The 17,075-nt window shown below is 45.6% G+C and carries 20 protein-coding genes and 2 pseudogenes; 17 read left to right on the top strand and 5 right to left on the bottom strand.

The features are described 5' to 3' along the window. Window positions 1-551 precede the first annotated feature (551 nt). The 13 genes and pseudogenes from B5D77_RS23930 to B5D77_RS23865 all read left to right on the top strand — a co-directional run bounded on the left by B5D77_RS23930 (window position 552) and on the right by B5D77_RS23865 (window position 7,774). Window positions 552-776, top strand: a complete 225-nt coding sequence (locus B5D77_RS23930) for an addiction module protein (protein ID WP_008199613.1) — start codon at window positions 552-554, stop codon at window positions 774-776. Beyond that, on the top strand, window positions 773-1,069 hold the full coding sequence (locus B5D77_RS23925; protein WP_008199612.1) for a type II toxin-antitoxin system RelE/ParE family toxin: 297 nt from the start codon (window positions 773-775) through the stop codon (window positions 1,067-1,069). The genes B5D77_RS23930 and B5D77_RS23925 overlap by 4 nt, the downstream gene beginning before the upstream one ends. 235 nt (window positions 1,070-1,304) lie before the next feature. Further along, window positions 1,305-1,571, top strand: a complete 267-nt coding sequence (locus B5D77_RS23920; RefSeq protein ID WP_106909787.1) for a hypothetical protein — start codon at window positions 1,305-1,307, stop codon at window positions 1,569-1,571. Between the two features lie 4 nt (window positions 1,572-1,575). Further along, a pseudogene (locus B5D77_RS28250) lies at window positions 1,576-1,713 on the top strand (clan AA aspartic protease); the annotation flags it as partial. A gap of 394 nt (window positions 1,714-2,107) precedes the next feature. Next, a complete protein-coding gene (locus B5D77_RS23905) occupies window positions 2,108-2,332 on the top strand; it encodes a hypothetical protein (RefSeq protein WP_004158853.1) in 225 nt (74 codons plus the stop codon). Beyond that, window positions 2,325-2,597: a type II toxin-antitoxin system PemK/MazF family toxin gene (locus B5D77_RS23900; RefSeq protein ID WP_253257794.1), complete on the top strand. Its 273-nt coding sequence runs from the start codon at window positions 2,325-2,327 to the stop codon at window positions 2,595-2,597. The genes B5D77_RS23905 and B5D77_RS23900 overlap by 8 nt, the downstream gene beginning before the upstream one ends. An 87-nt stretch (window positions 2,598-2,684) precedes the next feature. Further along, window positions 2,685-2,819 (top strand): annotated as a pseudogene (locus tag B5D77_RS28245) (type II toxin-antitoxin system PemK/MazF family toxin); the annotation flags it as partial. A 301-nt stretch (window positions 2,820-3,120) separates the two neighbouring features. Continuing rightward, window positions 3,121-5,040, top strand: coding sequence for a hypothetical protein (locus tag B5D77_RS23890; RefSeq protein ID WP_149037237.1), 1,920 nt, complete (start codon window positions 3,121-3,123; stop codon window positions 5,038-5,040). Between the two features lie 61 nt (window positions 5,041-5,101). Further along, window positions 5,102-5,542: a DUF29 domain-containing protein gene (locus tag B5D77_RS23885; protein WP_008199593.1), complete on the top strand. Its 441-nt coding sequence runs from the start codon at window positions 5,102-5,104 to the stop codon at window positions 5,540-5,542. Between the two features lie 324 nt (window positions 5,543-5,866). Beyond that, on the top strand, window positions 5,867-6,640 hold the full coding sequence (locus B5D77_RS23880) for a hypothetical protein (RefSeq protein ID WP_106909785.1): 774 nt from the start codon (window positions 5,867-5,869) through the stop codon (window positions 6,638-6,640). 212 nt (window positions 6,641-6,852) lie between these two features. Then, complete coding sequence (locus tag B5D77_RS23875) at window positions 6,853-7,128, top strand: hypothetical protein (RefSeq protein WP_002801699.1); 276 nt, start codon at window positions 6,853-6,855, stop codon at window positions 7,126-7,128. A 216-nt stretch (window positions 7,129-7,344) separates the two neighbouring features. Next, on the top strand, window positions 7,345-7,554 hold the full coding sequence (locus B5D77_RS23870) for a type II toxin-antitoxin system HicB family antitoxin (RefSeq protein WP_002734849.1): 210 nt from the start codon (window positions 7,345-7,347) through the stop codon (window positions 7,552-7,554). Next, complete coding sequence (locus B5D77_RS23865; protein ID WP_008199586.1) at window positions 7,547-7,774, top strand: type II toxin-antitoxin system HicA family toxin; 228 nt, start codon at window positions 7,547-7,549, stop codon at window positions 7,772-7,774. The genes B5D77_RS23870 and B5D77_RS23865 overlap by 8 nt, the downstream gene beginning before the upstream one ends. Before the next feature lie 147 nt (window positions 7,775-7,921). Here B5D77_RS23865 and B5D77_RS23860 read toward each other — a convergent pair whose 3' ends face one another. The 4 genes from B5D77_RS23860 to B5D77_RS26390 form a co-directional block, all read right to left on the bottom strand. Beyond that, window positions 7,922-8,869, bottom strand: a complete 948-nt coding sequence (locus B5D77_RS23860) for a PRC-barrel domain-containing protein (RefSeq protein WP_106909784.1) — start codon at window positions 8,867-8,869, stop codon at window positions 7,922-7,924. Between the two features lie 264 nt (window positions 8,870-9,133). Next, a complete protein-coding gene (locus tag B5D77_RS23855) occupies window positions 9,134-10,393 on the bottom strand; it encodes a dihydrolipoamide acetyltransferase family protein (protein ID WP_106909783.1) in 1,260 nt (419 codons plus the stop codon). 289 nt (window positions 10,394-10,682) lie between these two features. Then, window positions 10,683-11,426: a DUF561 domain-containing protein gene (locus tag B5D77_RS23845; protein WP_008199580.1), complete on the bottom strand. Its 744-nt coding sequence runs from the start codon at window positions 11,424-11,426 to the stop codon at window positions 10,683-10,685. A gap of 92 nt (window positions 11,427-11,518) precedes the next feature. After that, a complete protein-coding gene (locus B5D77_RS26390) occupies window positions 11,519-11,686 on the bottom strand; it encodes a hypothetical protein (protein ID WP_002756735.1) in 168 nt (55 codons plus the stop codon). Between the two features lie 191 nt (window positions 11,687-11,877). Here B5D77_RS26390 and glmU point away from each other — a divergent pair, with 191 nt between their 5' ends. Both glmU and B5D77_RS23835 read left to right on the top strand, forming a co-directional pair. Then, window positions 11,878-13,230: a bifunctional UDP-N-acetylglucosamine diphosphorylase/glucosamine-1-phosphate N-acetyltransferase GlmU gene (glmU, locus tag B5D77_RS23840; RefSeq protein WP_008199576.1), complete on the top strand. Its 1,353-nt coding sequence runs from the start codon at window positions 11,878-11,880 to the stop codon at window positions 13,228-13,230. A 146-nt stretch (window positions 13,231-13,376) separates the two neighbouring features. Further along, window positions 13,377-13,958, top strand: a complete 582-nt coding sequence (locus B5D77_RS23835) for a thioredoxin family protein (protein WP_008199574.1) — start codon at window positions 13,377-13,379, stop codon at window positions 13,956-13,958. A gap of 162 nt (window positions 13,959-14,120) precedes the next feature. On the opposite strand, the gene B5D77_RS23830 is transcribed toward B5D77_RS23835, so the two are convergent. Continuing rightward, on the bottom strand, window positions 14,121-15,371 hold the full coding sequence (locus B5D77_RS23830; RefSeq protein ID WP_008199573.1) for an FGGY-family carbohydrate kinase: 1,251 nt from the start codon (window positions 15,369-15,371) through the stop codon (window positions 14,121-14,123). Window positions 15,372-15,373: 2 nt separating this feature from the next. Here B5D77_RS23830 and B5D77_RS23825 point away from each other — a divergent pair, with 2 nt between their 5' ends. Both B5D77_RS23825 and B5D77_RS23820 read left to right on the top strand, forming a co-directional pair. Further along, window positions 15,374-16,432 carry a tocopherol cyclase family protein gene (locus B5D77_RS23825; RefSeq protein WP_106909781.1) on the top strand — a complete coding sequence of 353 codons (1,059 nt, stop codon included), beginning with the start codon at window positions 15,374-15,376 and terminating at the stop codon, window positions 16,430-16,432. A gap of 93 nt (window positions 16,433-16,525) precedes the next feature. After that, a complete protein-coding gene (locus tag B5D77_RS23820) occupies window positions 16,526-16,876 on the top strand; it encodes a hypothetical protein (protein WP_008199569.1) in 351 nt (116 codons plus the stop codon). Window positions 16,877-17,075: the final 199 nt, after the last annotated feature.

Raw genomic sequence — 17,075 nt, 5'->3', positions numbered from 1 at the left:
CACCTACACAAGCGACCCTAGATATGCTGATTTTAGCACGGCTTTTTAGTTTAGCTGTCTCTCAGTGATCAGTTATTGGGGAGCGGCTATTAGTTATAGTAGTTATAGCTCTGAAGATTTTTTCTGGGGTCAATGGCTCTTAGCTGACTTGCGGAGATGCCCGGAATCTCCCGGATTATGGTTTTAGCCCCCTGGAAACCTGCCGATAAGTTGTTCACCGTTGCATAATCTCCTAAAGTCGTGGTCATTCCCATCTCTCGATCGCTTGACTATCGATCGCCCATTTTCAGACCAAAACTCGAAGTATAAGCAGATTAAATATTACTACCTATTGACAAATGAGTATATATGTTGTAGGGCGGGGTGATATGCAGAAAGTTGACCTATATCGTTACCCCAGAGAGTGTTATGCAGAAAGTTGACCTATAATGTATAGTCAGGTCGCTTAGTATTTGAGTCATCACTATGTATGCCTAAACTAACGCTTCAAGTCCGAACCCATGACAACTTGTTAGAACTACTCGCTCAATCTGAATCGGGAGCTTGTCTGTATGGATATCGCGGCTACACTAAATGAAATTACAACTTTAAGTGTTGAGGATAGAATCCTTCTGGTTCAAGCGATTTGGGACAGTATTGCAGTGGAACAGGTGTATCCTGATTTAACCGAGGCGCAAAAACACGAACTCGATCAGCGGATTGAGGGTCATAATAATGATCCCGATAACGTCCTCACCTGGGAAGAGATGAAAGCATCAGTCAGAAAGCAAGCATGAAGTATGTACTGGTATTTCGTCCAGAAGTCCGTGACGACCTCAGGGATGCCTATGATTGGTATGAGAGTCAACAAGCTGGTTTGGGTGATGAATTTATTGATTGTGTAGATGACTTACTCAATCAGATCGGCATGATGCCAGAGTCTTATGCAATCGTTTATCTGGACATTCGACGAGCAGTCATCAGACGATTCCCATATGCTGTCTACTATCGAGTGATTTCAAGTCGGGTCGTTGTGACCGCAATTTTTCATGGTCGGCGTGATCCAAAGTCATGGCGATCGCGAACCTAACAACCCCAATGCACCGGACCATTGAGGTTATTGGTTAGCAATCTTGTAGGGTGCGTTCCCTAAGGCAACTTCTACCGCTTCAGCGATCGATTTTGGGGAACGCACCATGCACATTGATTGAAGCTGTGAGTCTAAATGCAATGCCGCTCTTGTGGGCCCAGTTGGGGAATGTTAGCGAAGATTCCCAATGTTTAGGTTAAAATAGAGGGGCAAAAGTTGCAACGGGGTCAGGACAATGACAGTTAATCAACTCCGCTACAGCAAAGAAGAATTCGCCCGACGTGGTAAAGAGATTTATCAATCTCAGGTGCGCCCCCAAGTCGAGGAAGGCAATCATGGGAAGATTGTAGCCATAGATATTGAAACAGGTGCTTTTGAGCTTGCCAATGACACAATAACTGCTTCTAATCGATTGCTTGAACGAAACCCTGATGCTCAAATCTGGCGTGTCCGAATTGGACATAAAGGCGTTCACCGCTTTGGCGTAGGTCGTCTGCTTTAACTTTATGATGAACGGAATTGTTGATCAAAACTGCGAGGCGAGGCTTAGGTTAGTCGTAAGCAATGAGAGTAAACAGAGGCAAGTAATTGATGCTGTTATTGATACAGGGTTCACAGGCTTTTTGACCTTACCTCTGACAGTGCGATCGCAATCTTGTAGGGTGCGTTCCCTAATGCAACTTCTACCGCTCCACTGATCGATTTTGGGGAACGCACCATGCTCATGGATTGAAACTGTGAGTCTAAGCCGCGGGGGTTGGATTGAGCGAAACAATACTGGGACGAAAATAGCTCAATTCGCTTGAAAAAGCGCAACCCAACCACCCCAAAGGTTACTCTTTGTTGGGTTTCCTTGGGTCAACCCAACCTAAAATAATTGCTAAACTACTGCTATCATCCAAAGTTAGTGACGGCGGGTGAGTTCAAGCGTTAGACATTCAATCTACTTAAAGATCAGAGGCAGGCATTGACAATTAATGTAGGATTAGTTAGTATGATGAGCTAATCCTACTGGGCTGTCGTGGGCAGTTTAGGGCAATGAGTAAGAAAGTTAGCATAACCTTAGACGACGAAGTTTTGGACTTTGTAGATCGACTAGCAAGCAATCGTAGCCGCTTTATCAATGATGTTCTCTGGCAAGAGAAGAAAAGGGTTTTTATGAAAGAGCTAGAAGATGCTTATAAAGATCAGGCCAATGATCCAGAGATGCAAGCAGAAATTTCTGTCTGGGATATTGCAGTGGGCGATGGTCTAAATGCCTAATGGAAGACTAACCTATAAGCGAGGAGAGATATGGTGGGTCGATCTGAAACCCGTTGTTGGTTATGAAACCGATAAAGAACGCCCTTGCCTGATTTTACAAAACGATATTGGCAATCAAAATGGAACAACGACAATAGTTGCTCCATTGTTGCCTGGGAAAAGGACTTATCCTTTTGTTGTCAATATTACCCCGACAGTGCAGAATGGACTAGACGGAGATCGACACATCAACTTAAGTAGGTGGGTGGAATTAAATATAAAATGAACGTAGGTTGGGTTGAAGCATGAAACCCAACGCCCGCATGGGTTACGCTACCGCTAACCCATCCTACAAATAATTGTGCCTACCTACTTAAGTCAAATGAGGGCTGTAGATTCTCAAAGAATTAAGAATAAACAGGGTGTTTTAGAAGACGTTTATTGGCAAGAAATAGAGAAAGCAGTCTGTATTCAACTCGGTTTCAGTTTAGGTTTTAAGCCTTCATAGTGCGATGCCAAAGGCACTGCGTAGCAGAGCGCATCGCCTCGTGGGTTGAGTTGGGCGAAACAATACTGGGGCGAAAATAGCTCAATTCGCTTGAAAAAGCGCAACCCAACCACCCCAAAGGTTACTCTTGGTTGGGTTTCCTTGGGTCAACCCAACTACAATAATTGCTGCTCTATTGATCTGATCACCCATTTTCAGGTCAAAACTCGAAGTATAAGTAGATTCAATATTACTACCTATTGACAAATTCTTGTATGTGTTTTACCATGACGTTTCTATTAGCAAAAAAGAACTTAAGATCATGGCTTACGATCTTAGCACAAGATTTACGTTCACGGCAGGTGCGGATTTGGCTTCCTCTCCAGAAGGTTGGCTTGTTCCGACTGATGTGACTGTCGATGCTTTGGCCGGCGGCGACCGCATTACTGGAACTACGCCTACAGGATCTGGTATCAGCGGCATCGGCCTCAACAGCAGGAGCACCCTCAACACCAGCAGCGGCAACGACCGAATCGAGGGTCGTAGTTTTGGTAGCGGCTACGGCATCAACAACTCTGGCACCATCAACACCGGTGGCACCGGCGCCGATGATGACAGCATCACGGGAGAGGGCTGGTGCGGCATCTACAACACCGGCACTATCCTCACCGGCAGCGGTAGGGATATCATTGGGGGAATTGCCACAGGGAGTGCATCTGGCATCTACCACTCTGGCAGAATCGACACCGGTGACGGTGACGACCACATTGCAGGAGTTAAAGATACATCTGTACGTAGTGGCGGCGACGGCATCCAAATCAACCGCGGCACTATCAACACTGGCACCGGCAACGACGCCATCAGAGGGTGGGGGCATTACTACGGCATCAGTAATGACGGTACTATCGACACTGGCACTGGCAACGACACCATTACAGGAGACGGTTATGGTGTCACGGCCGGCATCAACAACACTGGTGGCACCATCAATACTGGTGCTGGCAACGACAGTATCACAGGTGGCACTGAAAGTACGGGAACTGGTGCCATCCATGGCATCATCAACACCGGCACTATTGACACCGGTGCCGACAACGACACCATTATGGGAGCTGCTGGGGGATCTGACAGTTCCGGCATCTACAACAACAGCTTCAGGAACATCATCACTGGTAGCGGCGACGACCGTATCAGTGGATCTGGTCTCGCCTATGGCATCAGTAACCTGGGTACCATCAACACCGGCATCAGCAGTGGCACCATCGCCGATAACGACACCATCACAGGAACTGCAACGGCATCTGGCCCTGGTAGCTCTGGTATCACTAATAGCGGTACCATCGAAACTGGCATCGGCTCCGACGAAATCGTGGGGACTGGTGGTATCCATGGCATCCTTACTTCCGGCAGCATCAATACTGGCATCGGCAACGACCGCATCACGGGAAATGGTCTCACCTATGGCATCTACAACAGTAGAACCATCAATACTGGTATCAGTGCTGGCAGCGGTGCCGATAACGACAGCATTACAGGAACTGCAACGGGAACTGGTATCACCTATGGCATCTACAACAGTGTTGGTTACACCATCAACACCGGCATCCGCAATGACACCATCACGGGATCTGCAACGGGAGCTGGTATGAACTATGGCATCTACAACAGTGGAACCATTGACACCAGCAGCGGCGACGACCGCATCACGGGAACTGGTAAAGCCTATGGCATCTACACCACCAGCGGTAACATCAATGCCGGCATCAGCATTGACACCAGCCCCGATAAAGACACCATCATAGGATCCGCAACGGGACCTGGCGGCACTGGCATCTACATTAGCACCGGTGTCACCATCAACACGGGCATCAGCGAGGACAACATCATCGGATCTGGCATGGGATCTGGCAGCATCGGTATCTACAACGATGGCACCATTGATACAGGCAGTGACCGGGACTTAGTTGATGCCTTAATCGGTGGTTTCGCCGGAAGCGGTATAACGAATCTAGGTGCAGGCGATGACACCCTGAAAGGCTTCGGCAGAGGAACTTTTCAGGGGGGCAGCGGTCAAGATACGCTGGTTTTCAATCCTGGCACCTACACAATCACTGCCGGGGTGGGTGCGGGTAACTATGTAATCAACGGCATCATGAACGTTTCAGGCTTCGAGTTGTTCGGCCCAGGGGCTGATATCACCAGCTTTTCTGCTGCTGTAGCTGCAGGGTCGGTGAGGTTCTGATCATGGTACTCGTGACAACAGGAGAGATGACCCGAAAAGCTTGAAAAACAGGGAACCGGTTATGCCAACCACCTACGATTGCGATTTAATTCTCTGGGCCCGGGATACGGCTCAACTTTTGCGGGAACAACGCTGGGATGCCATTGACTGGGAGCATTTAATCGAGGAAATCGAGGATTTGGGGAAAAGTGAACGCAGTGCGATTGGTTCTCAAATGGAGCGAATTTTGCTTCATCTGCTCAAGTGGCAATATCAACCCCAACGGCACTCCGATAGTTGGCTGGATTCCATCAATGATGGGCGATCGCAAATTCGTCGCAAATTAGAGGATAGTCCCAGTTTACGCGGTTATCCCGCGCAAATTTTGGATAAGGAATACACCAGAGCGCGTCGAGAAGCCGCCAGACAAACAGGTTTAGTCCTCAGCATTTTTCCCGAGTTTTGTCCCTATACTATCGCGCAGGTGATCGAAGATTGGTTGCCCGGTGATAGCCCGGATTGAAGGTTAAATAATCCTAAATCTGGTTATTAAAGACTGATTATTTATTCTCCCTTTTGCATGAGTGCCTTTTGTCTGTCTTGATATGTAGCCTATACTCAACGGATTTAGTATAAGTTGTTCCCCATCTCTCGATCGCTTGACTATCGATCGCCCATTTTCAGACCAAAACTCGAAGTATAAGCAGATTAAATATTACTACCTATTGACAAATGAGTATATATGTTGTAAGACGGGGTGATATACAGGAAGTTGACCCCTATCGTTGCTCTGGAGACTGTTATGCAGAAAGTTTCTGTATAATATGTAGTTATACCGATTAGAGCCATGACCAGAGAAAGCCAAAAACTTTACGAGCTAAACGTAGTCAAGCTATTTCGTGATGCAGGAGGATTGAGCCACTACGCAGAACTGCACGTGCCAGATCACCTGGAAAGACCCGATATCATAGCAAGAATTGATTCTATTACGATTGGAATCGAAATCAGGAATCTATTCAATGACGAGAAAGAGGGGTCTGGCAGTCGCGACCGTAAGCGTCGTGGCATATATGAATCTGTAGTTAAAACTTGTTCCCACATTCATTCAAGGCGTAGCGACAAATGGATTGATGTCCAGGTATCCTTTAGCAGTTATCGTGATGCTGACCTGATCGCAAGGCGAGAAAGAAAAATAGCTGAGATGCTAGTGAAATTGGTTGAGAAGTATGATCCTAAAATTGGAGATTATTTCACCTTGTGTGCTGAAAAGTTGTGGGGGCCGGATTGGCCTGAAGAAATCGACTATGTTCGCGTAATGCGACTTGAAGGGGATCACCCCCCTCATTGGAGTTACACAGATAGCTTTTGGGTCGGTGAAACAACAGACGAACTAATACAGAATGCGCTTGACGACAAAGAACGGAATATTCTGAAATGGCGTGATGGATTTGATGAGGCATTGCTTTTACTTGTCTTAGATGGCAGCGTCGGCGCAAGTATGCTTCGCCCGCATGAGCAGTTGATGAATAATGAGTATCTAAGCTCTTTTGATCGAGCCTGCGTCATGGAGTTCGATGGGAAGAGTTACAGAGAACTGCGTCTGCGAAGAGCTAAGGTATAACGCACTGCGATCGCAATCTTGTAGGGTGCGTTCCCCAAATGCAACTTCTACCGCTCCACCAATAGATTTTTGGGGAACGCACCATGCACATTGATTGAAACTGTGAGTCTAAGTGCGATGCAGCCTTTGTGGTCGCAGTTGAGAAATGTTAGCGAAGATTGCCAATGTTTAGGTTAAAATAGAGGGGCAAAAGTTGCAACGGGGTCAGGACAATGACAGTTAATCAACTCCGCTACAGCAAAGAAGAATTCGCCCGACGTGGTAAAGAGATTTATCAATCTCAGGTGCGCCCCCAAGTCGAGGAAGGCAATCATGGGAAGATTGTAGCCATAGATATTGAAACAGGGGCTTTTGAAGTAGCAAAAGACAGCCTCACAGCTTCCGATCAACTTTTAGCCCGATTGACCTATGCTCAAATTTGGTTCGTAAGAATCGGACATCGAGCAGTTCATCGAGTCGGTTTGATTGGGGCAAATTTATTTCAATGATTAATCAACTCTACGCTTGTTTTTGCACAATCTTCTCACTCAATTCTAGGAAGGTGGGACAATATTGGATTAATTACTAATAACTTAATATCTTATAGAGTTTTTCAAAAAGCTTGAGTTGGGTCAATGATCAGGAAACATAACTATTTTCTAACCAAACGATTAGGAAACAGTTATGTTATGATTTTCAGAGTAAGCTGGAGATGATAAGACACCATGAAAAATCGCATCTTTACTGTTATTTTGTACAAAGAAGATAATATGTACATTGCTGAATGTCCAGAAGTTGGCACAGTAGATCAAGGAGAAACAATTGAGCAGGCGATTGCTGGATTGAAAGAAGCCACACGGCTTTACCTAGAGGAATTTACCTTACCAGAAACATCCCCTAGATTTGTGACCAGTATTGAGGTTAGTTATGCCTAAGCTGCCACGAATCTCTAGTGGGGAGGCAATTAGATCTCTTGAACGCTTAGGCTTCGAGCAAGTTCGTCAAACAGGTAGCCATGTTGTGATGAAGAAAGAAACCGAAGAGGGCAAAATCGGTTGTGTTGTCCCTGTACATCAGGAATTGAAGGTTGGTACATTAAGTGGAATTCTGAAACAAGCCCAAGTCACAGTTGAAGAGTTCATTGAACATCTATAAGGTCTGACAAATCAATGCACTCGACGTGATCCCAAAAATATTTAGTCCCCCCAGAGAACCCCCTTTGTCCACATAGCACACTTTTCTTTTTTTGTCAAATTTTATGTTAAGAAATGTGTAACTAATGGATAGGGGGACTGTCAAAGATTAACCGTCTTCGTATTCGGGGATTCTTTCCTTTTTCTTCTCGGTGATATTGATCCGGGGGGGATTGTAATCCGGTTCCACGTCATCATCCCACATATCATCCTCGGCCTTATCTTGGTAATCGTCGTACTGAGGACGAGAAAAGCTTTCTGCGTGTTCTGAGCGAGCTTCTCCCCAGTTATCTTCTTCTTCCTCGTATTCTTCCTCATAATAACGAGCCTCGGCCCGTTTTTGCGGTGGGGGAGTGGCACGCAGGGGTTCTTTTTCCCATTCATCCTCACTCCAGCGTTCTTCAACGGGTTTAGCGGCTTCCACGGGGGTGCGGAGGGGAATGCCCGTACCTAACTGATTTTCTGGACGAGCAGCGGGGGTATAATAAGCTTCTTCCTCTTCTCTTTCCCAGGGGGGACGACCAATACCCAAACGTTCCAAAACCCCCACACTAACCTGCGTGAGACGTTCCTCGGCCCCTTCAAAGACAATTAAGCGATTCGGACCGCTGCTAACCACTTCTTCAATAGAAATTTCGTAGGTACTGATCAATTGTTCGGGGATAAGAGGCAATCCCAGGGAAGCGATGACAATGGAATGTAATTGACCACTAAGGGGATCAAATTGATAATCGCGGACTTTGCCTAAAGGTTCGCCGGTTTCCGTGATCACGTCACTACCGATTAAGGGAGTATAAGCATCGATATCGACGGATTCCAAGACGTTATCATCTTCAACAAGAACCACGTCTCCCGTCTGACTGATGCTCGATAAATACATATATTGAGGCATTCCCGACAGGGAGAGGATATTATCGCGGAGTCCTAGGGCAACCACTTCTCGTTGATCGATATCTACTAGGATATCTTTAACAACGCCGAGTTTTTTGCCTGTATTGCGAGTGATAACCTGTGTATTTAAAAATTCTGAACGTAAGCGACTATTCTCTGTGATCATTTTTTCCTATGGGTAGGCGTTAGGGCGTGGGAATACGAATTATTGTAGGCTTAATATATAGGGCGAGATCGGGGGTTAATTTACCGATATTAGCTTAGATCTTAAAGTTCCCTGAGATTAACACTTTTTTTGGCCTTGTTTGGGCGATAGTTTGGGGTGATAGATAGGGTTAAACCCATTTTAGCTAATTCTTTACATTTTTTTAGTAACAACAAAACAGGAGCTAGAGAGAAACTCCCTTGGCTCCTGCTGTCTAGATTCTGATTACATAGTTAAAGACTGTACCTCGGTTTCGATCAGTTTAGCCAAGTCTTGCAGGAAGGAGGCCGCATCGGCCCCGTAGATGACTCGGTGGTCACTGGTGAGATTAACCGTCATCTGTTTTTGCACTCCGAATAAACCATTATTGTGGACGACGATTTGGGGACGGGAAGCACCCACTGCCAGGATTGCGCCTTGGTTGGGGGGTAAGATAGCGGTAAAGCGATCGACTCCGAACATTCCCAGATTAGAAATGGTAAAAGTACCGCTATTATATTCTTCCGGTTGCAGTTGTTTACTGCGGGCGCGATCAACTAAATCTTTCCAACTGCGGGAGAGGGAATAGATATCCATCTGGTTAGCAGAGCGCAAAACCGGCGTAATTAAGCCACCATCGGGCATAGCTACGGCGACAGCGACGTTAATCGCCCCGTGGTATTGAATTCCTGCGTCGCTATAGCAGGCATTAACTATAGGATGTTTAGCGAGGGTGTTGGCCACCGCTTTTGCTAACAGGGCCGTCATGGTGACACCCTTGGATTTTAGCTGTTGATAGAGTTGATCCAGTGGGTCGGTGGTGATAGTGTAGCCCACTTGGAAGGTGGGAACCTGTAGGCTAACCGACATATTCTGGGCGACGGCTTTTTGCAGAGTGGTGAGGGGAACAGTCCGACCGACCGGGGCGCTGGTTGGAATCGGGGCTTTAGGAGCCGCTACAGGCACACTGACGGGTTGCGGGGGAGTAATGACGGGAGCGGGGGCGGTGCTGACTTTTCCTGTCGCTTTTTCTACGTCTTCGGCGGTAATTCGTCCGTGGGGACCGCTACCCACTAGGGTTTTCAGATCTACCTTTAATTCTTTAGCCAGTTTTTTGGCCCTGGGAGAGGCGACTAAACGGCCATTATCTTTAACGGCGGCGACGGGGATCGAAACGGGAGGCGGAGCGATTTCTGGGGTCTCTACAGGCTTGCTAGGGGCGGTTGCGGCGGTTTTTCCCTGAGCTTTGGCCAGTTCAATTTCCTCTTCAGTTTCGGCAATATAGGCGATCGCTTCCCCCACGGGTGCTTCCTGGCCAGCTTCGACTAAAATTACAGCGAGATAGCCATCATAAAACGATTCTACGTCCATGTCGGCTTTGTCGGATTCGACCACTAACACCGTTTCCCCTTTGCTGACTTTTTCCCCGGGGGACTTCACCCAAGAAACTATTTTTCCTTCGGTCATGGTGGAACTGAGCGCGGGCATGAAGATATCTCGAATCATGGTGGAGTGCTTCTATCTCTAATGTTTTGAGCCATAGCGCATTTTACCACAGTTGATGGGGTTGGGGGTGTGGGGAAGTGGGGTGTGGGAATTATAAATTATGAATTATGAATTATGAATTGGGGTGTGGGGTGTGGGGAGAATAAATAAAATAATCTCCTATCTCCTGACTTCTGACTCCTGACGACCGCCTCCTGACTCCTGACTCCCGAATACTGATAACTGGTGACAGAGAGAAAAAGAGAAGGGAAAACGGCCCCTTCTCCGTCGTATCTAGACAAAATTTGTTCTAGTTGGCAATATAGACCGGTTGTGCTTGCAGAGATTCGACTAAACCGCGCACGGCTGCCACCATGGCCACTTCATTATCCAATTGATTGATCGCCGAACCCACACCGATACCGGCCGCTCCAGCAGCGATCGCCATAGGAGCGGTAACGCTGGATAAACCGGAAGCGCAGAGGACGGGAACCTTAACCGCATGGGAAATAGCGTGGGCTGCCGCTAAAGTCGGGGCGGCTTTTTCAATCAGTCCCAAAATACCGGCGTGACGGGGTTGACTGCTAGTGCCGCCTTCGGTTTGAATGATATCGGCACCCTGACTAACTAAAGCTTCTGCTAGTCTCACCTGTTCATCGAGGGGTAGGAAATGGGGAACTGTCACAGACAGGGTAATTTCGGGCAGTAAGTCGCGAGTTTGACGGGTGAGGGCTAAAACTTCCGCCGCTTCAAAAATGCGTCCTTGGGCATAAAAACTATCGAAATTACCGATCTCAATTAAATCTGCTCCTGCATCCACTGCCATCACCAACAATTCTGGTTCAACGGCCGATACACACACGGGTAAATTTGTCAAGGCTTTTACTGCCCGAATTAGGTCAGCATTAGCGGCAATATCGACGAAAGTTGCTCCTCCGGCTGTAGCAGCTTTAACTACTGAGAGAACCTGCGAGCGATCGAAATTATTTAACCCACTGATCACTTTCAGGGCATGACGACGGGCGAAGGCTTGCTGTAAGGCAAAATTGATCATTAATCTACACCTATCTGGAATTCTCAAAAAACATTTTCCCACCTTCTCGCCGATAAGAGGGTGGGATTTGAGAATTCTTAGGGAAATTTTCTTTAATTTAGGTGTTGATTCTCTTGGTTTTTACGCTTGAGGTTTTGCAGTTGTTGCAGCAGTACCTCGATTTCCGCTTCCAGATGCAGGTATTTAACCTGTTGGTCAGCCTGGTAGGTGGTGCGAATCTGTTTCATGGCGGACGATTCCTTTGTTAGTACAGTTGTCATAGCGGTATCTATAGAGTGCTAATTATGTTTAATTGTTTCAATTTGTGTATTGTACCTTAACAATGTCTTAAAGAAAACCTTTTTATGGTAGTTTCTCAACTGGCACAGGATGAAAGAGGGGAAAAATTCTTGCAACCAAAGGGATCGTAGTGCGATATACTCAGTCGCGAACGATATTGGCAAGCATGACCATGGTAGCGGTAGCAATTTTAGCGGCGGGTAAGGGAACCCGAATGAAGTCCAGCCTTCCGAAAGTTTTACATCCCCTCGGCAGTCGCTCGCTAGTGGAACGGGTGCTTAATGTCAGCGAATCCTTACATCCCCAGCGAAAACTGGTAATTATCGGTTATCAGGGAGAACAGGTGCGAAATACTCTACAGCATCTTGCGGATATCGAATTTGTCGAACAAAAGGAACAGTTAGGCACTGGCCATGCTATTCAGCAGTTAATCCCCCATTTAGAGGACTTTCAGGGGGATTTGTTGGTCTTAAATGGCGATGTTCCCCTGTTGCGTCCTGAAACCTTGCAAAATCTTCTCCAGATTCATCAAGACCATGGTAACGCTGCCACCCTCTTAACTGCTAACCTCCCTAACCCGAAAGGTTACGGTCGAGTTTTTTGTGATGGCAATAATCTCGTTAAGGAGATTGTGGAAGAAAGAGACTGTACCGATGGCCAACGACAAAACCACCGGATTAATGGGGGTATATACTGCTTTAATTGGTCAAAATTAGCGGATATACTGCCTAATTTAACGCCCAATAACGATCAAGGTGAGTATTATCTCACGGATGTGGTCAATTTTCTCGATCCCGTCATGGCTGTGGATGTGGAGGATTGTTTAGAAATTAGCGGCATTAACGATCGCAAACAATTGGCCGCCGCCTATGATATCCTGCAAACTAGAGTCAAAGATGATTGGATGGCCGCCGGAGTCACCATTATTGACCCCGATAGTGTCACCATTGAGGATACTGTCACCCTCAGTGCCGATGTGATTATTGAACCCCAAACCCATCTGCGCGGCAAGACGATAATTGCTTCCGGTTGTCGTATAGGTCCTGGGAGTTTAATCGAAAATAGTCAGATAGGCAGCGATGTGACGGTCTTATTTTCGGTTATTTCTGATAGTCAGGTGGATTCTGGTTGTCGTATTGGTCCCTATGCTCATTTGCGTGGAGAAGCGAAAATTGGGGCTAATTGTCGAGTCGGTAATTTTGTTGAAATTAAAAAAAGTGACATCGGCAATAAAACCAATATTGCCCATTTATCCTATCTGGGAGATGCCACTTTAGGGGAAAAAGTTAACGTGGGTGCGGGAACCATTACTGCTAATTACGATGGCGTGAAAAAACACCAAACTATGATCGGCAGTGGCACAAAAACTGGCGCAAATAGTGTTCTAGTAGCTCCTCTAGAATTAGGAAAAAATGTCACCGTGGCCGCTGGTTCAACTATCACTAAAAATGTCCCCGATAACGCTTTAGTTATTGCTCGCGAAAGTCAGCGTGTGATCGAAAATTGGCCAAATCAGTTTCAGTAGGTTATGGCAGTTATCAGTTATCAGTTATCAGTTATCAGTTCACTGTTTACTGTTCACTGATGCTGATTAAGGCGTTAAATTTGCGCGATGAAGCATGAAATGCTATAAAAATCTCAGTCCTCCCTATAGAAAAGAGTAGAAACTTTATGGCACGCACCGAGTCCACAATGTTAGATCTGGGGACAAAAGCTCCCAGTTTTGCCTTACCCGATGTGGTTTCGGGTGAAACTATTTCTCTGGACAGCTTTGCGGCTAAAACCGCTCTGTTAGTCATCTTCCTCTGTGAACATTGTCCCTTTGTTAAACACATTCAAGAAGAACTTACCCGTCTAGGTCGCGATTATGCTAACACCAATCTGGGCATCCTCGCCATTAGTTCTAATGACGTGGAGAAATATCCCGATGATTCGCCCGAAAATTTGAAAAAAATGGCGATAACTCTTGACTTTAAATTCAATTTATGCTATGACGAAAGCCAAGAAGTGGCGAAAGCTTACACAGCAGCCTGTACTCCGGATTTTTTCCTCTTTGATAGTCAGCGCATTCTAGTCTATCGCGGTCAATTGGATGATAGTCGTCCTAGTAATGGCGTACCGGTGACAGGCAAAGATCTCCGCACCGCTATTGACAAGGTTTTAGCCGGTCAACCGGTGCCGACGAACCAAAAACCCAGTTTAGGCTGTAATATCAAATGGAAACCGGGTAATGAGCCACCCTATTATGGTTAATTAACGAAGGGTGTAGGGTGTGGGGAAGTGGGGAAGTGGGGAAGTGGGGAAGCTGTCTCATCACCCTATCGCCCCAAAACCGTATCACCCTATCTCCTATCTCCTAACGACCGACTCCTAACCCCACCAACAAACTTTTTGCCGCAAACCCTACCTATGAGACTATTTCAAGAGCGTAACCGATTGCTGTGCTAATAGGGCAGTACCATAGGCCGCTTGATCCTGTTGAGATAAAAGCACGGGAACCCCTAAATGACGCTGACGAATTATTCTCCAAGTCGGATTTTTTGCCCCACCACCCGCACTATAAACTCGCTCTAATTTATTGGCTCCCAATGCCTGTAAACGCTGATAACCTAAAGCTTCAATGCGAGCAATACTTTCTAGTAAACCATGCAAAAATTCTAGAGGATTATCGGGGCGGGGAGTCAGTTTTGCGGGTAAAAAAGGATCATTAATGGGAAAGCGCTCGCCAGCTTTTAGGAGGGGATAATAATCTAAATTACTTTCTTTTTGTCCATCTATTGCTAAACTATAATTTCTCAATTCTTGATCAGAAAAAAACTTCTTTAACACCGCTCCTCCCGTATTCGATGCCCCACCGGTTAACCACAAATTTCCTAAGCGATGACTATAGATGCCATAGTTACTATCATCAACTCTCTGGCTACTTAATAATTTTAAAACTAAAGTTGAACCTAAAGATGTCACTGCAGCCCCTAAAGAATTAGCACCACTGGCTAAAAATGCCGCTATGCTGTCGGTGGTTCCCGTATAAATTAAACAATCTTTCGGGATAGCAAAACAAGTCACTAAATCTGGTTTAATAGTATCGATCGCTGTACCCGGGGCAAAAATTTGCGGTAATAAATTAAACATCGGTAAATTCTCTAACCAATGGGGATAACAGAGATTTTCGAGATCATAACCTAACTTTAAGGCATTGTGATAATCACTAATTCCCAGTTTACCGTGCAGCAGAAATGCTAACCAATCCGCTTGCGAGAGAAAATAACGCGCTTGGGAAAAAATTTCTTGCTGACTCCACCAAAATAATTTGGCTAAACTGGAGGTGGCACTAATCACGGGATGGTGAGGGGGTGCAATGGCTTTAATTGCTTCTAAAAACCCAATTCCTCGCCCGTCATTGTATAATATGGCCTCAGAAAGAGGATTACCCCAATTATCACATAATAACACCGTCGAGGAAGTACCATTAATCGCGATCGATTTAAGTTCTGAACGCACCGAATCCCCTAGATTATCCAATAAATAAAATAGGGACTTTTGCCAATCCTGAAAATTGGCATTAGTGAAGGGATAATGAACCTCAGCGACGATATTTTTGCTAGAATCAATAGCAATCGCTCGCGCTCCCGACGTGCCAAAATCAATACCTAAAGATAAACCCATAGATGTCTTCACAACCCCCTCATTCTGGCTACCATTGGGATGGTATCACTCCTCGATTCTTTGAAGGTTGGTACTTCCGAGTCATGATTCCGCAATTAGCCGACGGATTCGCCTTTATGTATTCTATTCAAGACCCAAGCGGCGGTCAAGTCAATAGCGGCGGAGCGGTGCAAATTTTAGCCATAGAATCTGATTATCTTTGTCGCACTTTTCCCGATACGGATAAATTTTGGGCAAGTCGTCAGCAATTAGCCATTATCCATTGGGGAAAAACTAACTTAAAAACCCGTCCCTGTCTGCTTTCCCCGTCAGATTTTTTTGAGTCTATTCGAGAAGGTTATCAAGCAACGGCACACCAGCAGCAAGGACGAATTTATGATCCTGTCACCGGAGAAATCTGTCAATGGGATTATCACGTTGAAACTAGGTACAGTTGGGGAGATAAAAAGCGTCCACCCGAAGCAACAGCAGGAATATTATCTTATTTACCGATTTTTGACCCGGGTTGGCAGATTTTAACTGCTCATGCTTTAGCAACGGGAATGATTACCCATCGGGGAAAAAATTACCAATTTGAGAATGTACCTTTTTATAGCGAGAAAAATTGGGGTTATTCTTTCCCGGAAAAGTGGTTTTGGATTAATTGTAATGCTTTCCCTGAAAATCCCGATTTAACCTTAACCGCAGTGGGTTCTACCCGGAAAGTTCTTAACTGGACGGAATCGGTAGGAATTATCGGTATTCACTGGCAAAATCGCTTTTATAAGTTTGATATCTGGAATTCTCAACTAACTTGGACAGTGCAACCCTGGGGATACTGGGAAATGAGGGCAAGCAACGAGAATTATACCATTGTCTTAATCGGCATCAGTGATCATCCTCCCGATCGCGTGCGTGTACCCACGGAAAAAGGTCTCTGTTTTGCTTGTCAAGATACCCTCAAAGGTAAATTATCGATAAAATTGGCTGATAGTCGCGGTAAAACCATTATAGATGCCTCTAGTGGTCTAGCTGGTCTCGAAATTGGCGGTATTTGGCCATCAGCTTGGATAAAACAGTGAGTTAAATCACCATGGTGACGGCATAATATCACCCTATTCTTGATCGTTCGGTATTAAAATGGGGTCAGTTTTTGAGTACCCAAAAATTGTTTTATGAACCGACCTTCTCTTAATTTTGTTGAGCAATTAGTGATAGCAGAAGTGCAGGAACAGCTGGGGAGTTTACCGGCTTCTTTTGGCGAATATCTCCCAGAGATTAAAATCGATCAAATCATTAATAATGCTATCCAAATTCTGCCCCGTAGCCTCAAAACTTTGGGAGAGAAATATCACGATAACCACACCCGAAGATTAAGAATAAAAATTGCTGTAGAAAGAGCGATCACTGATAGGCTGCATGAGCTAAAATTTTATTATGTAGCGCAGACAGAAGTGGAAGATGAAGACAATATTCCCACAAAACCATATTCTGAAAGGTGGGATAGCAGTTATTTTAATGGCTAGGTGGAAAGTCTCCCTTTTCAGGAGTTAGAAGCTAGTATTTAGAGGATAATACCTCATCAGTTTATGCTTTATTGCTATAAAAAACTTTATAAATCTCTCCTCAGAAACCGAATCGGTCGCTGAGTCTGGTTGAAAAATTATTTTAAAGTCAAAAAATAGGCTTTTTTAGTTAAGTTTTAGAGAGGTAAATTTTGGTATT

Source organism: Microcystis sp. MC19, assembly GCF_003019735.1.
Lineage (GTDB): Bacteria > Cyanobacteriota > Cyanobacteriia > Cyanobacteriales > Microcystaceae > Microcystis.
Note: the sequence above shows the minus strand (reverse complement) of the source record. Positions and strands in the feature narration are given on the sequence as shown.